Raw genomic sequence first — 19,361 nt, forward strand, 5'->3', positions numbered from 1 at the left:
TCTCGCGTCAGGCGAGCGGTGCGCGTGGCATCAGAGCCACGCGCACCGCTGCACACATCGTCTGAACTACTTGACCTGGTACATCCAGATCTGGATGTTGGCCAACTCGCCGGTCTCGCCCCACTTGTACTGGCGGGCGACACCGGTGCCGTTGTAGTTACGGACGTAGTCGACGAGCTCGGCGCGGGTGACCTTGCCGGAATCGATTCCCTTGAGCAGGATCGTGGTCAGGTCGTAGCCCTCGACGGAGTAGACGCCGGGCGCCTGGCCGTTGAGCGCCTTGTAGTCGGCGGCGAACTTCTCCGGCGCGGGGCTGCACGGGCACGACAGCAGCGCGTCCTTGGACGAGGAACCGGCCTGACGGACGAACTCGGGATCGTTGGTGCCGTCGGCGGAAACGAAGGCCGCGGTCACGCCACCGGAACGCAGCTGCTGCACGAACGGTGCCGCCTCGGCGTAGTAACCGGCGTAGAAGATGGCGTCGGGCTTGGCCGCGGACAGCTTCGAGACCGCTGCCGAGAAGTCCTTGTCACCTTCCTTGACGCTCGTCCCGCAGGACGCGTCGGCCGCGGGACCCGCGGCGGTGATGAAGGCCTTCGCCAGACCGGCACCGTAATCGGTGTTGTCCTGCACGACGCAGATCTTCTTGAAGCCCTTCTCGCCGGTCAGGTAGTTGGCCACGGCCGGACCCTGCGAGTCGTCGTTGCCGAGGCCGCGGAAGAAGGTCTTCCACCCGTTCTGGGTGAGCGTGGGGTTGGTGGCCGACGCCGTCAGCGTGGGCATGCCTGCCTCGCTGAGGATCTGGCCGGTCGCCTTGGTCTCACCCGAGAAGGTCGGGCCGACCAGCGCCACGATGTTCGGGTCGGCGACGATCGTCGGGACCACCTGGCTGGCGATCTGCGGCTTGCCTTCGGTGTCGAACTGCTTCACCGAGACCTGACAGTCCGGGTTGGCCTTGTTGTGCTGGTCGAGCGCGAGCTTCACGCCCATGATGATGTTGATGCCGAGGGCGGCGTTGCCGCCGGTCAGCGGGCCCGCCATGCCGAGGGTCAGCGGCGCGCACTTGGCCTTGCCGTCGCCTGCGGGATCCGCGGCCGCACCGGCGTCGGTTGTCGCGACGGCCTTACCCTGGGTATCGAGCTGAACGACCGACTGGATGGAGAGATCGGTATTGCCGCCACCGCCGCCATCGGACGACTTGTCACTGCATCCGGACAACACCAACGACGCGGCAGCTCCGATAACCAGAACTCCTCGCGTCGACCGACTGCGCCATGTCGAACTGAGCACGTCTCACCTCTATGTCCTGTGCTCCCCGGGTTCACCGAGGGGGCCGACCACGTTCAGCCCGCAGAGAACATATCGCCGCTTTGTTAGATCCGCATCACATTCGCATCATGTCGGACGCCTCTTGTCCAGCAATAGTTCACATTATTGTTTCGCTTGCGTAAACATTTCCTGCTTTCGGCCCGCGAGGCAGCGAGAGCCGAACCGTGTTACTGCGGGGTGAGGTTCTCCAGCACGACTTCGGCGACCGCCTTCATGGTCGTGCGGCGATCCATCGCGGTGCGCTGAATCCATTTGAACGCCTGCGGTTCCGACAGCCCCTGGGTCTGCATGAGTACGCCCTTGGCCCGCTCCACCAGTTTGCGCGTCTCCAAACGGTCCGACAGATTCGCTACTTCTGTTTCCAGCGCGGTGATTTCGTGAAAACGACTGGCCGCGAGTTCGATCGCGGGGACCAGATCGGATTTGGTGAACGGCTTGACGAGATAGGCCATCGCACCGGCGTCCCGTGCGCGCTCGACCAGATCGCGCTGACTGAACGCGGTCAGAATCACCACGGGCGCAACACGTTTCGACGCGATCTCGGCGGCGGCATCGATGCCGTCACGGCGCGGCATCTTCACGTCCATGATGACCAGATCGGGGCGCAGCTCCTCGGCGAGCTCGACGGCCTGCTGTCCGTCGCCCGCTTCACCGACGACGTCGTAGCCCTCTTCCTTGAGCATCTCGACGAGGTCCATCCGGATCAAGGCCTCATCCTCGGCGACGACGACCCGCTTGGGCGCGGCCTCACGCGTGGCGTCGGCTGCATTCGTGCTCATAGGTTCGACCCCTCTGGATTCTGATGCCTGTCGATCACACCACGACTGGCGTTGTAAAGAGTACCTTTTGCTTCCGCGCAGAGAATGCGCCTGCGATGAGATCGCGCACACCCTGCGCCGGATACTCCCCCGCGGAGCGCGGCTACTTGCGCCGCGCTTCCGCCGTGGTGCCGAGTGTGGGACTCGAACCCACACGTCCTTCCGGACAACGGTTTTTGAGACCGTCGCGTCTGCCAGTTCCGCCAACCCGGCGCACCGCGGTCACTATAGCGTCTCGGCGCGCCGGGAAGCCAACCGCCGGTCGAACCGGATGTCGGCCTGCCACGTAGTACCTCTCGAGGGCACCACGGAAGGGGCTGCGATCATGCGCGTACACAGAACTACGGTCGACCTCGACGCCTACCCCGACCTGGTGATGATCCTGCTCGGCATGCGCGTGCGCACCCCGCGCGGCGTGCTGCGGCTGCTCGGGGTCGGCCCGAAGTTGTATCGCTCACACACCGACCGGCCCGACGGATTACTCCGGCACGAAGACATCGTGTGGTCGATGTTTCCGCCCCACTGGGGCGCCAGGCAGTACTGGCGCGATCTGGATTCGCTCGAGCGCTGGACGCGATCGGAGCCGCACCGGCAGTGGTGGCGAGAATTCCTCCGCGATTCCGGCGGCACCGGCTTCTGGCACGAGGCCTACTTCCGCCGCGGTGGGATCGACGCGGTCTAAGACGACATGTCGACCACGACCGGACTGGCGGCGTTCGCGCCGGTCGTGCCCGCGCGTGGCCCGATGTTCTCCACCAGGGGCCGTGTGCACGGCACCCCACCGGCGGTGCCGCCGGTTATTACCGAATCGAATTATTATGATCGGAAAGAGTGACGACCGACACATATCACCGCAAGGTTTCCCATCCCTATCTCGCGGGTATCACGGTCACACACAACGGATTTGCGCATTGTGAATGATGTACGGCATTCAACCGAAAGGTGAATAGGTAGTACCACGCTTGTGATGGTTACAATTCCGGCCTACTCCGTGACAATCGACCCGATTACGGTGTCGGTATGCACGTGCTCTTCGTCTGCAACTCCAACGTCTGCCGGTCGGTGATCGCCGAACGGCTCACCCTGGCGTTCGCGACAGAGCACCGACTACCCGGCCTCACCGCGGAAAGCGCGGGCACCCGCGCCCTGGTCGGCTTTCCGCCCGAGCCGATGGCCGTGGAAACCATCCAGGGCCTCGGTGGCGACACCTCCGGGTTCAAGGCCAGAAAGCTCCGGCCCGAGATGGTCGATCGCGCCGATCTGGTGCTGACGATGACCGATTCTTTACGCGACCAGGTCGGCGAACTGGCTTTCGGCGCCGCGCCGCGCACCTTCACCCTCGCCGAGGCGTATCGCATCGCCAAGGTCACCGGCGCGAAATCCATTGCCGCACTGCATCATGCGCGCAACAACCTGGCCTATGTCGGTCGGGAGAACATCGCCGATCCGATCGGCCTCTCGCCGGAAGCCTTCCTCGAGGTCGGCGACCGCATCGCCGAAATGCTGTTCCCCGTACTGGGAGCGCTCGCCCCGCACGAACAGACGAAACTCTCCGGCGACGGCGATCGTCCCGGCCTGGTGATAGCACCCGGCGGGCCGGCCGGGCCCCTGTCGGCCTTCCTCGCCGCGCAGCGCGGGCGCTGAGTCCCCGCTAGGGCTGTTCGCCACGGCGCGCAGGGATTAGACTTCGGCGCGGACGTGGGTGGTTACCCCTTGCAGGTTCGACACACGACGGGACTACAGACTTGCCGAAACGCATTTCGGATGTTTCGCTCCATGTGTATGTGACGCCGGAGATCCTCGACCGCATCGTCGCCAGTGTTCGGACGGTCCTCGACGACCACGTGCACGACCGCGATGTCTATGCCTGGCGGTTCACCATGCCTGTCGACGCGAGCGATCCGATTCATCGCGATCTCGAATCACAGTGGCGCGGAAGCTGTCCCGGCAGCGAGCCGAGCGCGGAGAGCACCTACGAGATCGCGCTGAGCCTGGTCGGTGACCCGGCCGATCTCACCGACACCGACATCGCCGACCTCGAGCGCGGGCTGGCACTGGCCGTGTACGGCGTGCCCTTCACCTTGCGCGCGCATCAGCGCACCGACCTCGTCGCACCGGAACTCGACCACGAACTGCGTTGAGCCGTCCGGCCGCGTGAGCCTTCAGCGGGGCACCACCGCGGCGCTCAGCGGGCCGGGTAGTGCCGGATGACGCCTTCCTGCACGGTGGTGGCGATCAATTCGCCTGTGCGCGAATAGAACCGGCCCGTCGCCAAACCGCGCGAACCCGCCGCGACCGGCGACTCGGTGGCGTAGAGAACCCACTCGTCGAAACGGAACGGGCGATGGAACCAGATCGAATGGTTCACCGTCGCCGCGAGAATTCGGTCCAGCCCCCACGACAAACCGTGCGTGGTGATGATCGAATCGAGCACGGTGGTGTCGGAGGAATAACCCAGCGCGGCGGTGTGCAGCAGCGGATCGGCGGGCAACGTGCCGTCGGTACGCATCCAGACGCGGTTGTGATTGAGCTTCTCGCCGGTGCCCTTGAGGATCCACGCCGGATCATTGGTGTAGCGCATGTCGATCGGGTGCGGCGCCTTGATGAACATCTCCAGCTTGTCCTCGAAGCCGGCGAAGCTCTCCTCCACCCGGGGCAGGGTTTCGGGATCGGGCACGTCGGGACCCTCGTGGGAGTGCTCGAGGCCCTTGCCGAAGTCCTGGAACGCGGCCAGCATGACGAACAGTTCCTGGCCGTCCTGGCTGGCCGTCACCGTCCGGTTGGCCAGCGCGCGGCCGTCACGGTGACGCTGCACGTGGTACTCGATCGGCTTCTTCACATCGCCGCCGCGCACGAAATGCGCGTTGATCGCGTGCAGCGGCCGGTCCCCCGCCGTACGACCGGCCGCGACGATCGCCTGCGAGACCAACTGCCCGCCGAAGGTGCGGCTCCACACCTTCTCCGGGTGCTTGCCGAGGAAGGTGTCCTCGCCGATCAACTCGAGGTCGAGCAGGTCGAGCAACACCCGCAGATCGGGTGTCGGCTCGCCCTGGGTGGTCTCGAGTTCGATCGAACTGTTCACTACTAGTGGTCCTCTTCGCCGATGCGGTGCACGTGGATCAGGTTGGTGGAACCGACGGTACCCGGAGGGGAACCGGCGACGATGACCACCAGGTCACCCTTGCGATAACGCTCCAGCGACAGTAGCGCCTGATCCACCTGGTGGATCATCGCGTCGGTGGTGTCCACCATCGGCACGATGAACGTCTCGGTGCCCCAGCTCAGCGTGAGCTGGCTGCGCACCTCCGGCATCGGGGTGAACGCCAGCAGCGGCAGCGGGGTGTGCAGACGCGCAAGGCGGCGCACGGTGTCACCGGACTGGGTGAACGCGACAAGGGCCTTGGCGTTGAGCCGCTCGCCGATATCGCGGGCGGCGTAGGAGATCACGCCGCGCTTGGTGCGCGGCACGTGGGTCAGCGGTGGTACCCGCGAGGTTTCGGTCTCGACCGCGGTGACGATGCGGGCCATGGTGCGCACCGCGTCGATCGGCCATGCGCCGACCGAGGTCTCCCCCGACAGCATCACCGCGTCGGCGCCGTCGAGCACTGCGTTGGCGACATCGGAGGCTTCCGCGCGGGTGGGGCGCGAGTTCTCGATCATCGACTCGAGCATCTGGGTGGCGACGATGACCGGCTTGGCGTTCTCGCGCGCCATCTGGATCGCGCGCTTCTGCACCAGCGGCACCTGCTCGAGCGGCAGCTCCACACCGAGGTCACCGCGGGCGACCATCACCGCGTCGAAGGCCAGCACGATCGCCTCGAGGTTCTCGATCGCCTCCGGCTTCTCCAGCTTGGCGATCACCGGGACCCGACGGCCCACGCGGTCCATGATGTCGTGCACGAGTTCGATGTCGGACGGCGAGCGCACGAACGACAGTGCGATGAAGTCGACGCCCAGTTCCAGGGCGAATTCCAGGTCGGCGATGTCCTTTTCGGACAGGGCGGGCACCGACACGTTCATGCCGGGCAGCGACAAGCCCTTGTTGTTGCTGACAGGGCCGCCCTCGGTCACCCGGCAGACGACGTCGTTGCCCTCGACGGATTCCACCGTGAGGCCGACCTTGCCGTCGTCGACGAGCAGTCGGTCACCGGCCTTGGCGTCCTGGGCGAGCTCTTTATAGGTGGTCGAGACACGGTCGTGGGTGCCGTCGACCTCGTCGACGGTGATCCGCACCTGCTCGCCGTTGGCCCACACGGTCTTGCCGTCGGCGAAGCGGCCGAGGCGGATCTTGGGGCCTTGGAGATCGGCGAGGATGCCGACCGCGCGGCCGGTCTCGTCGGAGGCCGCGCGAACCATCTTGTAGTTGTCGGCGTGGTCGGCGTGGTCGCCGTGGCTGAAGTTCAGCCGGGCCACATCCATGCCGCTTTCGACGAGCTCACGAATACGATCCTGGGTGGCAGTGGCCGGGCCCAAGGTGCACACAATCTTCGTCCGTCGCATCACGGCCCCTAGCCTAGTGCTTGTCCGCCGCTCCGCGAATTTTGCCGGTCGGGGGGTTGTCATCCCCTATCGACCGGACCGGCGGTTATCGACGGAATGGGGCCGAGCGTTCCCGACGAATTACCCATGTGTTCACGAAATCATGTGTCACCGAACTGCCACGTGTCTGGAAAGCCTTGTCTCCAGACGGGTTTGGCCGAAGCCGAGAATCAGGCAGATGACCCAGTAATAGAGTGCGGCGACGCCGTAGAGGGCGAAGAAGTCGAAGGTGGGCGCGGCGGCCAGCTGAGCGGTGCGCAGCAGCTCGGTGACCAGGATGGTCGAAGCCAGAGAAGTATCCTTGACCAGCGAGATCAGCGTGTTCGACAGCGGGGGTACCGCGATCCGCGCGGCCTGCGGGAACACGATGTCCCAGAGCGTCTGGACATAGCTCATGCCCAGCGATTGCGCGGCCTCCCACTGCCCGTGCGCCACGCTCATGATCGACGAGCGCACCACCTCCGCCGCGTACCCACCGACATTGAGGCTGAACGCGATCACCGCTGCCGGGAAGGGATCGATGACGATCCCGAACTGCGGCAGCGCGTAGAACACGATGAACAACTGCACCAGCAACGGGGTGCCGCGGATGATCGAGATGTAGAAGCGGGCGGGCACCGACAGCACCCGCCGGGTCGACATCCGCGCGAGCGCGACACCCACCGCGATGGCGAGGCCGATGACGAAGCTGATGGCCGTGAGCGGCAACGTCATCGTCACCGTGGCCTTCAGCATCGGCACCAGGTTGTGCCGGATCAGCTCCCAGGTAGCCGGATCCATCCGCTATTTGCTGACGTCGGTGCCGAAGTACTTCTCCGACAGCCGAGCCAGGGTGCCGTCGGCACGCAGCTCCGCGAGCGCCTTGTCGACGTCGGTGATCAACGCGGTGTCGTCCTTGCGCGCGGCGAAGGCCTGCTTGCTGGTCTCGCCGGTCTGGGCCGCGATCTTGATGCCGGTGTCACCGGTCTTCTTGGTGTACTCGCCCACGGCGAGGGTGTCGTTGACGGTGGCGTCGACCCGACCGGCCTTCAGCAGCTGTACCGCCTGCACGAACCCTTCCACCGCTTCGACTTTCGCGCCCGCACCCGAGGCGACCTTGCTCCAGTTGCTGGTGGCCGACTGCGCGGTGGTCTTACCCGCCAGGCTCGCCAGCGAGGTGATGGTGGTGTTGTCGGACTTGGTGACGATCACGCCCTCGGAGGTCGTGTACGGCTGCGACAGCGCGTACTTTGCCGTGCGCTCGGGGTTCACGGTGACCTGGTTGGCGACCAGATCGAAACGCTTGGACTCGAGACCGGCGAAGATCGAGTCCCACGGGGTCTGCACGAATTCCACCTGCTTGCCGAGCTTCTCGCCGACCGCACGGGCGACCTCGACGTCGTAACCGGTGAGCGTGCCGCCCTCCTGGTAGCTGAACGGCGCGTAGGTGCCTTCGGTGCCGACCTTCAGCACATTCGGGTCCGAGGCGGACGAGCAGGCCGACAGGCCCGTCGCGGCGACGACAGCGAGTACGGCGGCGGCAATGAATTTGCGCACGGGACATCCCTTTCTCCGCTGCGCGTATGGGGGCACGCGCAGGCCCAGCGACGCTACGGCGCCGCCACAGACCGACACAGAGTATCGCTCACCGTGATCGCAATACCGGTGGGGAAACGCGAAAACGGGCGCTCCGCGTGAGCAGAGCACCCGTCTACATCCCCGTGTGGGCGAGCAATCACTCGCGCAGCGGGCGACCCTGCGCATCGGGCACCTTGCCGGTGAGCATCATGATGCCGTCGATCAGCGGCCAGATGGCGCCGAGGCCACAGGTCAGCCAGGTGACCGCGATCTGGGCGATGCCGAGGCCGGTGTAGCCGAGGTAGAAGCGGCCGACACCGAAGCTGCCGAGGAAGATCTGCAGCAGACCGGCCATCAGCTTCTGCTTGTCCGAGAAGGGCACGCCGTACATGTCCCGGCCGTAGGGCGCTTCCGGATCGTTCGGGTTGTAGCCCTGCGGCATGGTCCCGTACGGCGCGGCACCGTAACCCGGCTGCGGCTGCTGGGCGTACGGGTCGGCGGGCTGACCGTACTGCGGCTGCGGCGCACCGTACTGCGGCTGGCCGTAGCCGGGCTGCGGCTGCTGGGCGTACGGATCGGAAGGCTGACCGTAGGCCGGCTGACCGTACTGCGGCTGCGAGCCGCTGTCCTGCGGCTTGCTCAGGTCAGGACCGTACTGGGGATTGGGGTTATAGGGGTCGGTCACTCATGTCCTCCATCATTCGTGCGGGTACCCATCGTGGCCCCCGGCCAGTGGCGATCAACCGAACGACGGTGCGCCCGCGACGATCACGCCGACATTGTTGCCGGTACTGCCCTGTGTTGTCTTGTCGGGTGCCACCGATCGGCGCTCGCCATACATTCGGAATATCGCAGCGGGCGTCCGCAATGTTGCCGGACGCCCGCTGAGTCCACGAAAACTGTCGTGGATCAGGACTTCTTCGCACCTGATTTCGTCGACTCCGCGGAGTCGTCGGTCGCGGACGGGGAGTCCTCGCCTACTGTCTCCGCCGCGGCCTTCTCGTCGGCCGCATCGTCCGAATCCTGTTTCACCGCAGCGGAATCCGACTTCTTCGTGACATCGACGGCCGCGGTCTCGGCGTCCGTCGCCACCACGGTGTCGTCGGCCGCACCGGCCGCCCGCAACGCGGCGAACTGCCACGGCCACGGGCGCGGCTCAGCGTCGGGCTGCAACTGCGCCGGTGTCTCGCGGCCCTTGGTCGCCAACGCGAAGTAGGCCATGGCGCCGAGGAAGACGAGCGCGGAGGTGAACGAGTTGATCCTGATGCCGAGAATGTGGGTGGCTTCGTCGCTGCGCAGCAGTTCGACGAAGAACCGGCCGAAGCTGTAGCCCGCGACATAGAGCGCGAACAGTCGACCGTGGCCGATCTTGTAGCGCTTGTCGAGCAGCACCAGCGCGACGACGACCAGCACATTCCAGACGAGCTCGTAGAGGAACGTCGGCTGCACGACCTCGAGCACTCGCCCGGTCGACACCCCGTTCATCATGTCGCGCGCGCCGGTCTCCGGGTCGAACCGCTCGTAGATCTCCAGACCCCACGGGACCTCGGTGGCGCGTCCGTAGAGCTCCTGATTGAAGTAGTTGCCGAGTCGGCCGATCGCCTGCGCCAGCAGCACCGCGGGCGCGACCGAGTCGCCGAGCGCGGGCAGCGGGATCTTGTACATCCGGCAGCCGATCCAGGCGCCGATGGCGCCGAAGAACACCGCACCCCAGATGCCGAGGCCGCCCTGCCAGATATAGAGCGCCTCGACGGGATGCTTGCCCTCGCCGAAGTACTTCTGCCAGTCGGTGGCCACGTGATAGATCCGGCCGCCGACCAGGCCGAACGGCACCGCGAACATCGCGACATCGAGCACGGCGCCCGGCTGACCACCGCGCTCGCGCCACCGGCGTTCACCCCACCAGATGGCGACGACGATGCCGAGAATGATGAACAGTGCGTACGCCCGGAGCGGGAAGGGTCCGAGTTGCCAGACCCCCTGGGGCGGACTCGGAATGTAGGCCAGGACTGAGTTCACCCGGCCCACGTTAGTGGAGAGGCTTACGGGCGTGTTGCCGCGACCCGGACGGCGGACGACGGGCCGGTGACGAGCGATGGGCCCGGCCGCTGATCGGCGGCCGGGCCCATCGCTCGAACTTCTAGGATCGAACGGTCGCCGAACGCACGCCCTCGGCCAGTTCGGCCGTCAGCGCGCGGACCGCGTCGAGGCCTTCGGAGACGGCCGAGACCAGCGCCGAACCGACGATGACGCCGTCGGCGTACGCGGCGATCTCGGCGGCCTGCGCACCCGAACGCACGCCGAGGCCGACGCCGATCGGGATGTCGGAGTGCGCGCGGATGCGCGAGCACAGCGCGGGTGCGGCCGAGGAGACCGCGTCGCGCGCACCGGTCACACCCATGGTCGAGGCCGCGTAGATGAAGCCACGCGAGGCCTCGAGGGTCTTGACCAGACGCTCTTCGGTCGAGGACGGAGCGACCAGGAAGATGCGATCCAGGTTGTGGGTGGCCGAGGCGACGAACCAGTCGTCGGCCTCGTCGGGAATCAGGTTCGGGGTGATCATCCCGGCGCCACCGGCCGCGGCCAGGTCGCGGGCGAAGGTGTCGACGCCGTAACTGAGCACCGGGTTCCAGTAGCTCATCACCACGGCCTGACCACCGGCGTCGGCGATCGCCTCGACGACGGAGAACACGTCGCGCACGCGCACCCCACTGCGCAGCGCCTGCTCGGCGGCGGCCTGGATGACCGGACCGTCCATCACCGGATCGGAGTAGGCGACGCCCACTTCGACGATGTCGCAACCGGCTTCGACCAGGGCGCGGCAGGCGGCGATGGATCCGGCGAGGTCGGGAAAGCCCGCGGGCAGGTAGCCGATCAGGGCGGCCCGACCTTCGCTACGTGCGGCAGCGAAGGTGTTCGCGAGACGGGACTGCTGACTCACTGTTTGTTCTCCTCGGCGGCCTCGTCATCGAACAGGCCGAACCAGCGGCCCGCGGTGTCCATGTCCTTGTCGCCACGGCCGGACAGGTTGACCAGGATGACCGCGCCCTCGCCGAGCTCGGAGCCCAGCTTCAGCGCGCCCGCTACCGCGTGCGCGGACTCGATCGCCGGGATGATGCCCTCGGTGCGCGAGAGCAGCAGCAGCGCGTCCATCGCCTCGGTGTCGGTGATCGGCCGGTACTCGGCGCGGCCGATGTCCTTGAGGTGGGCGTGCTCGGGGCCGACGCCCGGGTAGTCGAGACCGGCCGAGATCGAATGCGATTCGATGGTCTGGCCGTCCTCGTCCTGCAGCAGGTACGAGTACGCCCCCTGGAACGCGCCAGGGGTGCCACCGGTGAAGGTGGCCGCGTGGCGTCCGGTCTCGACGCCGTCACCGGCCGCTTCGAAACCGACGAGGCGCACGCCCGCGTCGGGAATGAACGCGTGGAAGATACCGATGGCGTTGGAACCACCGCCGACGCAGGCCACGACGGCATCGGGCAGCCTGCCCGCCTGTTCCTGGCTCTGGATCTGCTCGCGCGCTTCCAGCCCGATCACGCGCTGGAAATCACGCACCAGCAGCGGGAACGGGTGCGGACCCGCGGCGGTGCCGAAGCAGTAGAACGTGTCGTCGGCGTGGCTGACCCAGTCGCGCAGCGCCTCGTTGATGGCGTCCTTGAGGGTCTGCGAACCCGAAGTCACCGGAATCACCTCGGCGCCGAGCAGCCGCATGCGGGCCACGTTCAGCGCCTGGCGGGCGGTGTCGACCGCGCCCATGTAGATCACGCAGTCGAGGCCGAGCAGCGCGCACGCGGTGGCGGTCGCGACGCCGTGCTGGCCCGCACCGGTCTCGGCGATGACGCGGGTCTTGCCCATTCGCTTGGCGAGCAGGGCTTGGCCGAGCACATTGTTGATCTTGTGCGAGCCGGTGTGGTTGAGGTCCTCGCGCTTGAGGAAGATCCGCGCGCCACCGGCGTGCGCGGCCAGCCGGGTGCATTCGAACACCGGCGAAGGACGGCCGGTGTAGTCGCGCTGCAACCGGTCGAGCTCGTCGAGGAAGGTGCGATCGGTGCGGATCTTGTCGTACTCGGCGGTGACCTCTTCGATCACGGCCATCAGCGCCTCGGGGACGTGGCGTCCGCCGTAGACGCCGAAGTGGCCGCCCGCGTCGGGTTCGTAGTCGGAGTGCTGGGCGACACCGGCGCTCGCCGGGGGAAGCACCGTCACCGGATGCTCCGGCGGGCCGGCTTCGGGCAGGACGGGTGCGTGCCCGCGGTCACCAGTTCGGACACGGCCGAGCGCGGGTTACCGCTGGTCACCAGGCCCTCGCCGACGAGCACGGCATCGGCGCCCGCACCGGCGTAGGCCAGCAGGTCGGCGGTGCCGCGGATGCCGGACTCGGCCACCCGGATGACCTCGGAGGGCAGGCCGGGCGCGATCCGAGCGAACACATCGCGGTCGACCTCGAGGGTCTTGAGGTTGCGCGCGTTGATGCCGATCACCGTCGCACCGGCTTCGAGGGCGCGGTCGGCCTCTTCCTCGGTGTGCACCTCCACCAGGGCGGTCATGCCGAGGGATTCGGTGCGGTCGATCAGCGAGGACAGCACGTCCTGTTCGAGCGCGGCGACGATCAGCAGGATCACGTCGGCGCCGTGGGCACGGGCCTCGTGGATCTGGTACGGACCGACGACGAAGTCCTTGCGCAGCACCGGGATGTTCACGGCGGCGCGCACGGCGTCGAGATCGTCGAGCGATCCGCCGAAGCGGCGGCCCTCGGTGAGCACGCTGATGATGCGCGCGCCACCGTCTTCGTAGGCCTTGGCCAGCACGGCGGGATCGGGAATGTCGGCCAGCGCGCCCTTGGAGGGGCTGGCTCGCTTCACCTCGGCGATGACACCGATTCCGTCCTCGTGCAGCGCGGCGTGTGCGTCCAGCGGTCCTTTGACCGCGGCGGCAGCAGCTTTGATCGCTTGAAAATCGAGGAGGGCTTCGCGAGCGGCAACATCCGCTCGGACCCCGTCGAGAATCGAGTCGAGTACCGTCATCTGGCTCGAATCCTTTCTGGGGAGACGCACTTCTCGCCCGAGAGTCCCCTCGGGCGCTGTCTCACCGATGCTGGTAAAGAATAAATGCCCGTCGCGCGTGTCACTGCGGCGGGGGTGCTGCCGGTCACTTCTTTCCCTCGGCCGGACGCTGGTCGGCGCCCTCGGTGTCGGAGGTGTCGGTCGGGTCTGTGCCCGCGTCGAGCGCGTCCCACAGCACCCGGTCCGACAGCGGCGCCGCGGTTCCGGTCTCCGCGTTCTGCTTGCTCACCGCGGCGCTGGCGTCGGCCTTACGGAACACCGGGTTGTCGTATCTGTCGGAGACCTCGGCGCGTTCACCGGGGCGGCGGGTGAGCAGGATGCCCGCGGCCAGTGCCAGGCTCGCCGCGAAGATCGACAGGATCGCGGGGGCGAGGTGCGCCTCGGCGGAGCTCACCACCGCGCGTACCGGCAGCTCGGCCAGCGTGCCCGCCCGATCGGCGGTCTTGCCCGCGCCGACGGCCAGCGCGAAGCCCGGCACCGCGGCGGCCGCGGCCACCACCGAGATCACCACCCCGAGCAGCTGACGCAGCACGCCCTTGACCGCGAAGACCGCCGCGATCGAGGCGACCAGGACCAGCGCGAGCGGGGTGAGCGCGCCGAACCACACGCCTCCGTTGAGGTCGTCGGTGCGCGGTTCGGTCAGACCGTCGGCCGAGTGCACCGTCACCCACGTCATCCGCGAGGAAGCCCACAGACCGGCTGCCGCCAGCGCGAGCAACACGACCGGAACGATCGGCTTCGCGGTCGGGGCGGGCGTGGCGCCCGTACCCGACACGTCGGTGTCGTCTTCTCCTGACGTGGCCGTCATCGGGCCCCGCCTTCGTAGGTGCGCAGGGTCTGCGCCGCCGCGATCGCCTTGAGCACCGCCATGGCCTTGTTGCGGGCCTCGGTGTCCTCGGCGATCGGGTCGGAGTCGGCGACCACGCCCGCGCCCGCCTGGACATAGGCGGTGCCGTCCTTGAGCAGGGCGGTGCGGATGGCGATGGCGGTGTCGGCGTCACCGGCGAAGTCGAGGTAGCCGACCACGCCGCCGTAGACGCCGCGCCGGGTCGGTTCCAGCTCCTCGATCAGTTCCATCGCCCGCACCTTCGGCGCTCCCGACAGCGTGCCCGCGGGGAAGCAGGCCCGCACCGCGTCGAGCGCGACCTTGCCCTCGGCGAGCAGCCCGGACACCGTCGAGACCAGGTGCATCACGTGGCTGTACCGCTCCACGTGACGGTACTGGGTGACCTTCACCGTGCCGGGACGGCAGACCCGACCGAGATCGTTGCGACCGAGATCGACGAGCATCAGGTGCTCGGCGTTCTCCTTCTCGTCGGCGAGCAGATCCTTCTCGAGCAGGATGTCGTCCTCGGCGCTGTCACCACGCCAGCGGGTGCCCGCGATCGGATGTGTCGTGGCTACTCCGTCCTTCACGGTGACCAGCGATTCGGGACTCGATCCGACGATGGAGAACGCGGTGCCGCCCTCGCCGTCGGGGATGTGCATCAGATACATGTACGGGCTCGGATTCGAGGCCCGCAACATCCGGTAGACCGCGAGCGGGGACCCGGTGTAATCCATTTCGAAGCGCTGCGAGAGCACCACCTGGAATGCCTCGCCCGCCTCGATCTCCTTGATCAGGCGGCGCACGCCCGCACCGAATTCCTCGGTGGTCCGTCTGCGCAGGAACTGCGGTTCGGGCTGGTCGAAGACCGACACCGTCGAGGGCGCCGGGGTGGCCAGCGCGGCGGTCATCCGGTCGAGCCGGGCGACGGCGTCGTCGTAGGCGGCGTCGACGCGGGAGTCGGTGCCGTCCCAGTTCACCGCGTTGGCGATGAGGGTGATCGCGCCCTCGTGGTGGTCGAACGCGGCCAGGTCAGTGGCCAGCATGAGCACGAGTTCGGGAAGTTGCAGATCGTCGGTGGCGAGCTCGGGCAGTCGTTCGATCCGGCGCACCGCGTCGTAGCCGAGAAAGCCGACCATGCCGCCGGTGAGCGGCGGTAGACCGGGCAGCCGTTCGGTGCGCAGCAGTTCGAGCGTCTCGTGCAGCACCCGCAGCGGATCACCGCCGGTGGGTGCGTCGGCGGGCACCGTGCCCAGCCAGGCGGCTTCACCGTCGACGACGGTGAGCGCGGACGGGCTGCCCGCGCCGATGAACGACCAGCGCGACCACGAACGCCCGTTCTCCGCGGATTCGAACAGGAAGGTGCCCGGCCGGTCGCCGGCCAGTTTGGAATAGGCCGAGAGCGGAGTTTCGGAGTCCGCCAGCACCTTTCGGGTCACCGGGACGACCCGGTGCTCGGCGGCGAGCAGCCGGAACTGTTCGCGGGTCGTGGTGGTTGGTGTCGACGCGCCCTGCATGTGCCCATCATCCCAGGCGTGCCGTCGCCGACGCGCGCGGACCCGACCCCGCGCCGAATCGGGCGGTGACCGGCATCCCTCGACCAGAAGAACTTCCCCGACGAGTACGCCGGGCACAGCGACCGCATCCGTGAGCTGGAACCACTGCTGCGCGCGCACGGCATCCTCGACGTGATGCAGATCCGCAATCCCGACATCGCGGCGCTGCTCGACCAGTAGGCCGCGAAGATCCCCGTTCGTCTCCGCGAGCGGGGATCTTCCTTACTCGGCCGCCGATCGTTACTGTCTGGGCATGCAGCCAGGCCAGCGCGCTCCGCAGTTCGAGCTCCCCGATCAGTCCGCCCAGCTCCGCTCGCTCGATGGCTTGCTCGCCGACGGCCCGGTGGTGCTGTTCTTCTACCCCGCCGCCAATACCCCGGTGTGCACCGCGGAAGCCTGCCACTTCCGTGATCTGAGCGGCGAGTTCGCCGCGCTCGGCGCCTCGTGCGTCGGCATCAGCACCGACAGCACCGAGGTGCAGGCCGGTTTCGCCACCAAGCAGCGCCTCGACTACCCCGTGCTGTCCGATCAGGACGGCGCGGTGGCCGCCGAATTCGGCGTGAAGCGTGGACTGCTCGGCAAGCTCGCCCCCGTCAAACGGCATACCTTCGTCATCGACACCGACCGCACGATCCTGAAGATCATCACCGGTGAACTGCGAGCGGCCGTGCACGCCGACGAGGCACTGGCTTTCCTGCGCGAACGCAGCCACACCCCGGAGTAATACTGATCGACGAATCGCCGGGCGGCGGATCGACGCCCGGCGACCTCGACGCACTTACGCTGGCCAGATGACAACCGGCGAGGTGCGGTCGAGCGGTCAGAAATCCACGGCCGTCATCTGGCGCAACCGGGCGATCATGACGCTCGCCACGGTGGTGGTGCTGGTGATCGCCTACTTCGTTCTTTCCTCGTTCATCCCCCGATGGTGGGCACAGCGACTGGCCAACACCGTGCACGGCAGTTTCAGCTCGGGCATCTGGTGGGGCCTGGTCTACGGGTTCGTGTTCACCCTGCTGCCACTGGTACTGCTGATATTCGCGGTGCGGGTATGGAAGCGCAAGGGCGGCAAGTTCATGGCGGGCGCGGCGGTGATCGTCGCGCTGGCCTGCTCGCTGCCGAATCTGATGACCTTGACGATCGTGCTCGGTGGCAACAATGCCGCACACGCCGGCCAACGCATTCTCGATGTCGACGCACCGGCCTTCCGCGGGGCCTGCCTGGTCGGCGCCATCATCGCGGCGGTGGTGTTCGCACTGGCGCTCGCCCTGCTGGGCAAGCGTGGATTCAGCCGTCACAAGGCCGCCAAGGCAGCCGCCCAGACGCCGGAGCCCGTCACCCCGCCGATGACCGGCGATCGATAGCCCGCACACCCGCCCCCGCGGTGATGTGAGTGACCTCACGACCACCACCAACTCGCGGACGCCACAGCGACGTCGTGGCAAACTCTTTCTTGTGCGCGCCCAACTCCACCATGTCCGCCGTCCGGCCGCGAGGCAGTTACGGCGATGACTCAGTGGCTCGACCCCGTCGAACAACGCGCATGGCAGGCGATCGTCGCGCTCATGACCCGGATTCCCGGCGCGTTGGACACCCGGCTGCAACGCGAGTCCGGGCTCACCCATTTCGAATTCCGAGTGCTCAGCGTGCTCTCGGAGGAGCCGGGCCATCGGCTGCAGTTGAGTGATCTCGCCCACAAGGCAAATGCGTCGCTATCGCGACTGTCGCATGTGGTGTCGAAGCTGGAACGACTCGGCTGGGCGCGACGCGACACCACCGCGGGTCGACGCGGGGTGCACGCGGTACTCACCGACTCGGGTTTCGAGAAGGTGACCGAAGCCGCCCCCGGCTATGTCGATGCCGCGCGCAGGCTCGTGCTCGACGGTCTCACCGATCAGCAGACCGCGCAACTGGCGGTGCTCGGGGAAACCCTGTCCGACCGGCTGAATCGAATCCTCGCCGAAGACGGCGACTAGTCGGCGGCGAGCAGGACGTCGGCGTCGAAGCAGGTGTGGGTGCCGGTGTGGCAGGCCGCGCCTTCCTGATCGACGATCAGCAGCAGCGTGTCGCCGTCGCAATCGAGGCGCACCTCGTGCACGTACTGGGTGTGCCCGGAGGTCTCGCCCTTGACCCAGTACTGCTGCCGCGAGCGCGAATAGTAGGTCGCCCGACGGGTTCGCAGCGTGCGGGCCAGCGCCTCGTCGTCCATCCACGCCATCATCAGCACGTCGCCGGTCGCCTTCTCCTGCGCGATCGCGGCGATCAGTCCGTCCTCGGTGCGCTTGAGGCGGGCGGCGATGGCTGGATCGAGGCTCATGCCTCGTTTATAACAGCAGCCAGTTCGATGGCCACCAGCAGTTCGACGAGGTCGTTCACGCTGCGCACATTGCGGCCGGTGAGCTCCTGGATCCGGCCGAGTCGGTACTTGGCCGTATTGAGGTGGATGTGGAGGGTGTCGGCGGCCTCGCGCAGATTCATGTCGGCGGCGGCGAACGCGCGGATCGTCTCGGCCAAGGTCCCGCCGCGAACACGGTCCTCGGCCAGTGCGCTGCCGATGCGCGGGTCGACCAGCTGACGGGTCGTGTCATCGGCACGCAAGAGCAGGTATTTGAACGGCGTGATCTGTGGCAACGCGAGTACCCCACCCCCTTCGGGCAGGAGCTCGAGCGCGGCCTGCGCCTGCCGGTAGGCACGTGGAATCTGGGCGACCTCGGTCACCGTGGTGCTCACCCCGATGGCGAGGGTGATGCCCTCCGCGCCCAGTTCGTCCTGCATCGCGCGCAGCCGCTCACACAGTCCGTCGGCCGCGACGCCCGCACCGAGCGCGGGCACCGCGACGATCTCGGATCCGCGCACCACCGACAGGGTCCGCAATCCGTTGACCGTGCAGCGCGCCAGCGCCGCGGACACCAATTGTCTTGTCTGGAGCAGGCTTTCGGACGAGTCCTCGCCACGATCCAGGACCACCGCGGTGACGACGACCACCGGCGTGGCGCGTTCGGCGCCGATTCCGTGCGCGGTGGCCACCGACAGGTGCGGGCCGCTCGCGGGCAGCGCGCCGTCGAGCAACGCGTCCATCAGAGCCTGCGAGTCGCGCCCCGATTCGGCGGCCACGTACTGCTGGAATTCCAGATACGCGTCGGTGGCCTGGGTACTGATCAGATCGGTGTAGCGCGCCAGCGGACCAGCCAGCGACAGCACGGCCGCGCGGCCTGCCTCGGAATCGCCCGCGTGCGCGAGCAGTGATTTCCAGATGGCCCGCTGGCCGAGACGGAACGCGGCGATGTAGTCGACCAGTGGCAGCCCGGTACGGGCCCGCCGGGCCGCCGCCTGCCGGGCATAGGCGACGTCGGACGGGCAGACGCGTCGATGCTCGAGCAACGCACCGAGCCCGGTGCGGCTCAGCCGGGCGAGCTGATCGTGCACGTCATCGAGCAGACCAGGGCCCGCGGTGGCGTAGCCGGGCAGCTCGGCGCGGATCTTGGCCATCACATCGTCGGCGATCTCGTCGGCGTGGTCGTACGCGGCGCCCGCTATCCGGTGACGCTCGGCCCGCACCTGATCAGACTCGGTCGAAACGGATAAACGTGATCCAGCTGACATGTTTCGGGAGTGTGCAGGCAACGCGCCCACAGTGTCAACCACGTCACACTGTCCGCAGCAGACGAGCACC

General features: G+C 67.4%; 21 protein-coding genes and 1 tRNA gene. 6 read left to right on the forward strand and 16 right to left on the reverse strand.

Annotated features, from left to right (window positions below; all coding sequences use genetic code 11):
* Nucleotides 1–66: 66 nt before the first annotated feature.
* From IBJ82_RS27650 to IBJ82_RS27660, 3 genes are all read right to left on the reverse strand, one after another.
* Nucleotides 67–1,224 (reverse strand): branched-chain amino acid ABC transporter substrate-binding protein, encoded by a 1,158-nt coding sequence (locus IBJ82_RS27650; RefSeq protein ID WP_194828905.1) that lies wholly within the window; start codon nucleotides 1,222–1,224, stop codon nucleotides 67–69.
* A 272-nt stretch (nucleotides 1,225–1,496) separates the two neighbouring features.
* Complete coding sequence (locus IBJ82_RS27655; protein ID WP_194828906.1) at nucleotides 1,497–2,108, reverse strand: ANTAR domain-containing response regulator; 612 nt, start codon at nucleotides 2,106–2,108, stop codon at nucleotides 1,497–1,499.
* A gap of 165 nt (nucleotides 2,109–2,273) precedes the next feature.
* A tRNA-Leu gene (locus IBJ82_RS27660) sits at nucleotides 2,274–2,360 on the reverse strand.
* A gap of 112 nt (nucleotides 2,361–2,472) precedes the next feature.
* Here IBJ82_RS27660 and IBJ82_RS27665 point away from each other — a divergent pair.
* The 3 genes from IBJ82_RS27665 (at nucleotide 2,473) to IBJ82_RS27675 (ending at nucleotide 4,288) form a co-directional block, all read left to right on the forward strand.
* The gene (locus IBJ82_RS27665) at nucleotides 2,473–2,829 is read left to right on the forward strand and encodes a monooxygenase family protein (RefSeq protein ID WP_370585508.1); all 357 of its coding nucleotides are present in this window, start codon (nucleotides 2,473–2,475) and stop codon (nucleotides 2,827–2,829) included.
* 338 nt (nucleotides 2,830–3,167) lie between these two features.
* Nucleotides 3,168–3,791, forward strand: coding sequence for a low molecular weight phosphatase family protein (locus IBJ82_RS27670; RefSeq protein WP_194828907.1), 624 nt, complete (start codon nucleotides 3,168–3,170; stop codon nucleotides 3,789–3,791).
* Between the two features lie 140 nt (nucleotides 3,792–3,931).
* Nucleotides 3,932–4,288, forward strand: a complete 357-nt coding sequence (locus IBJ82_RS27675; protein ID WP_194828908.1) for a hypothetical protein — start codon at nucleotides 3,932–3,934, stop codon at nucleotides 4,286–4,288.
* 44 nt (nucleotides 4,289–4,332) lie between these two features.
* Here the strand turns inward: IBJ82_RS27675 and IBJ82_RS27680 are convergent, their stop codons facing one another.
* From IBJ82_RS27680 to IBJ82_RS27725, 11 genes are all read right to left on the reverse strand, one after another.
* Nucleotides 4,333–5,229: an acyl-CoA thioesterase gene (locus IBJ82_RS27680; RefSeq protein WP_370585509.1), complete on the reverse strand. Its 897-nt coding sequence runs from the start codon at nucleotides 5,227–5,229 to the stop codon at nucleotides 4,333–4,335.
* 2 nt (nucleotides 5,230–5,231) lie between these two features.
* Complete coding sequence (gene pyk / locus IBJ82_RS27685) at nucleotides 5,232–6,650, reverse strand: pyruvate kinase (protein ID WP_194828909.1); 1,419 nt, start codon at nucleotides 6,648–6,650, stop codon at nucleotides 5,232–5,234.
* A gap of 144 nt (nucleotides 6,651–6,794) precedes the next feature.
* A complete protein-coding gene (locus IBJ82_RS34885; protein WP_228537759.1) occupies nucleotides 6,795–7,466 on the reverse strand; it encodes an amino acid ABC transporter permease in 672 nt (223 codons plus the stop codon).
* A gap of 3 nt (nucleotides 7,467–7,469) precedes the next feature.
* The gene (locus tag IBJ82_RS34890; protein WP_370585510.1) at nucleotides 7,470–8,222 is read right to left on the reverse strand and encodes an amino acid ABC transporter substrate-binding protein; all 753 of its coding nucleotides are present in this window, start codon (nucleotides 8,220–8,222) and stop codon (nucleotides 7,470–7,472) included.
* A 178-nt stretch (nucleotides 8,223–8,400) separates the two neighbouring features.
* Nucleotides 8,401–8,928 carry a TM2 domain-containing protein gene (locus IBJ82_RS35230; RefSeq protein ID WP_194828910.1) on the reverse strand — a complete coding sequence of 176 codons (528 nt, stop codon included), beginning with the start codon at nucleotides 8,926–8,928 and terminating at the stop codon, nucleotides 8,401–8,403.
* Nucleotides 8,929–9,152: 224 nt separating this feature from the next.
* Nucleotides 9,153–10,262 carry a prolipoprotein diacylglyceryl transferase gene (gene lgt, locus IBJ82_RS27700; protein ID WP_370585511.1) on the reverse strand — a complete coding sequence of 370 codons (1,110 nt, stop codon included), beginning with the start codon at nucleotides 10,260–10,262 and terminating at the stop codon, nucleotides 9,153–9,155.
* Nucleotides 10,263–10,383: 121 nt separating this feature from the next.
* On the reverse strand, nucleotides 10,384–11,184 hold the full coding sequence (gene trpA / locus IBJ82_RS27705) for a tryptophan synthase subunit alpha (protein WP_194828912.1): 801 nt from the start codon (nucleotides 11,182–11,184) through the stop codon (nucleotides 10,384–10,386).
* Entirely contained in the window at nucleotides 11,181–12,449 is a 1,269-nt protein-coding gene (gene trpB / locus IBJ82_RS27710) for a tryptophan synthase subunit beta (RefSeq protein WP_194828913.1), read from the reverse strand. The genes trpA and trpB overlap by 4 nt, the downstream gene beginning before the upstream one ends.
* Entirely contained in the window at nucleotides 12,446–13,267 is an 822-nt protein-coding gene (gene trpC, locus IBJ82_RS27715) for an indole-3-glycerol phosphate synthase TrpC (RefSeq protein WP_067459522.1), read from the reverse strand. The genes trpB and trpC overlap by 4 nt, the downstream gene beginning before the upstream one ends.
* Before the next feature lie 124 nt (nucleotides 13,268–13,391).
* Nucleotides 13,392–14,114 carry a TIGR02234 family membrane protein gene (locus IBJ82_RS27720; protein ID WP_194828914.1) on the reverse strand — a complete coding sequence of 241 codons (723 nt, stop codon included), beginning with the start codon at nucleotides 14,112–14,114 and terminating at the stop codon, nucleotides 13,392–13,394.
* Nucleotides 14,111–15,649 carry an anthranilate synthase component I gene (locus tag IBJ82_RS27725; RefSeq protein ID WP_194828915.1) on the reverse strand — a complete coding sequence of 513 codons (1,539 nt, stop codon included), beginning with the start codon at nucleotides 15,647–15,649 and terminating at the stop codon, nucleotides 14,111–14,113. The genes IBJ82_RS27720 and IBJ82_RS27725 overlap by 4 nt, the downstream gene beginning before the upstream one ends.
* Nucleotides 15,650–15,941: 292 nt before the next feature.
* Here IBJ82_RS27725 and IBJ82_RS27730 point away from each other — a divergent pair, with 292 nt between their 5' ends.
* The 3 genes from IBJ82_RS27730 to IBJ82_RS27740 all read left to right on the forward strand — a co-directional run bounded on the left by IBJ82_RS27730 (nucleotide 15,942) and on the right by IBJ82_RS27740 (nucleotide 17,664).
* Nucleotides 15,942–16,412, forward strand: a complete 471-nt coding sequence (locus IBJ82_RS27730) for a peroxiredoxin (RefSeq protein ID WP_194828916.1) — start codon at nucleotides 15,942–15,944, stop codon at nucleotides 16,410–16,412.
* A gap of 67 nt (nucleotides 16,413–16,479) precedes the next feature.
* A complete protein-coding gene (locus tag IBJ82_RS27735) occupies nucleotides 16,480–17,052 on the forward strand; it encodes a permease (protein ID WP_194828917.1) in 573 nt (190 codons plus the stop codon).
* Nucleotides 17,053–17,196: 144 nt separating this feature from the next.
* On the forward strand, nucleotides 17,197–17,664 hold the full coding sequence (locus tag IBJ82_RS27740) for a MarR family winged helix-turn-helix transcriptional regulator (RefSeq protein ID WP_194828918.1): 468 nt from the start codon (nucleotides 17,197–17,199) through the stop codon (nucleotides 17,662–17,664).
* Here the strand turns inward: IBJ82_RS27740 and hisI are convergent.
* Both hisI and IBJ82_RS27750 read right to left on the reverse strand, forming a co-directional pair.
* Entirely contained in the window at nucleotides 17,661–18,005 is a 345-nt protein-coding gene (gene hisI, locus IBJ82_RS27745; RefSeq protein ID WP_194828919.1) for a phosphoribosyl-AMP cyclohydrolase, read from the reverse strand. The genes IBJ82_RS27740 and hisI overlap by 4 nt on opposite strands.
* The gene (locus tag IBJ82_RS27750; protein ID WP_370585512.1) at nucleotides 18,002–19,246 is read right to left on the reverse strand and encodes a PucR family transcriptional regulator; all 1,245 of its coding nucleotides are present in this window, start codon (nucleotides 19,244–19,246) and stop codon (nucleotides 18,002–18,004) included. Before IBJ82_RS27750 ends, hisI begins: the two co-directional genes overlap by 4 nt.
* Between the last annotated feature and the right edge of the window lie 115 nt (nucleotides 19,247–19,361).

The organism is Nocardia sp. XZ_19_231 (genome assembly GCF_015355705.1).
In the GTDB taxonomy this organism is placed as follows: domain Bacteria; phylum Actinomycetota; class Actinomycetes; order Mycobacteriales; family Mycobacteriaceae; genus Nocardia; species Nocardia salmonicida.

What these genes read in the sequence shown, in the direction of transcription:
- IBJ82_RS27655 (WP_194828906.1), bottom strand. Translation starts at nt 2,108, where the DNA reads ATGAGCACGAATGCAGCCGACGCCACGCGTGAGGCCGCGCCCAAGCGG.
- IBJ82_RS27665 (WP_370585508.1), top strand. Translation starts at nt 2,473, where the DNA reads ATGCGCGTACACAGAACTACGGTCGACCTCGACGCCTACCCCGACCTG.
- IBJ82_RS27670 (WP_194828907.1), top strand. Translation starts at nt 3,168, where the DNA reads ATGCACGTGCTCTTCGTCTGCAACTCCAACGTCTGCCGGTCGGTGATC.
- IBJ82_RS34885 (WP_228537759.1), bottom strand. Translation starts at nt 7,466, where the DNA reads ATGGATCCGGCTACCTGGGAGCTGATCCGGCACAACCTGGTGCCGATG.
- trpC (WP_067459522.1), bottom strand. Translation starts at nt 13,267, where the DNA reads ATGACGGTACTCGACTCGATTCTCGACGGGGTCCGAGCGGATGTTGCC.
- IBJ82_RS27720 (WP_194828914.1), bottom strand. Translation starts at nt 14,114, where the DNA reads ATGACGGCCACGTCAGGAGAAGACGACACCGACGTGTCGGGTACGGGC.
- IBJ82_RS27725 (WP_194828915.1), bottom strand. Translation starts at nt 15,649, where the DNA reads ATGCAGGGCGCGTCGACACCAACCACCACGACCCGCGAACAGTTCCGG.
- IBJ82_RS27730 (WP_194828916.1), top strand. Translation starts at nt 15,942, where the DNA reads ATGCAGCCAGGCCAGCGCGCTCCGCAGTTCGAGCTCCCCGATCAGTCC.
- IBJ82_RS27735 (WP_194828917.1), top strand. Translation starts at nt 16,480, where the DNA reads ATGACAACCGGCGAGGTGCGGTCGAGCGGTCAGAAATCCACGGCCGTC.
- IBJ82_RS27740 (WP_194828918.1), top strand. Translation starts at nt 17,197, where the DNA reads ATGACTCAGTGGCTCGACCCCGTCGAACAACGCGCATGGCAGGCGATC.
- hisI (WP_194828919.1), bottom strand. Translation starts at nt 18,005, where the DNA reads ATGAGCCTCGATCCAGCCATCGCCGCCCGCCTCAAGCGCACCGAGGAC.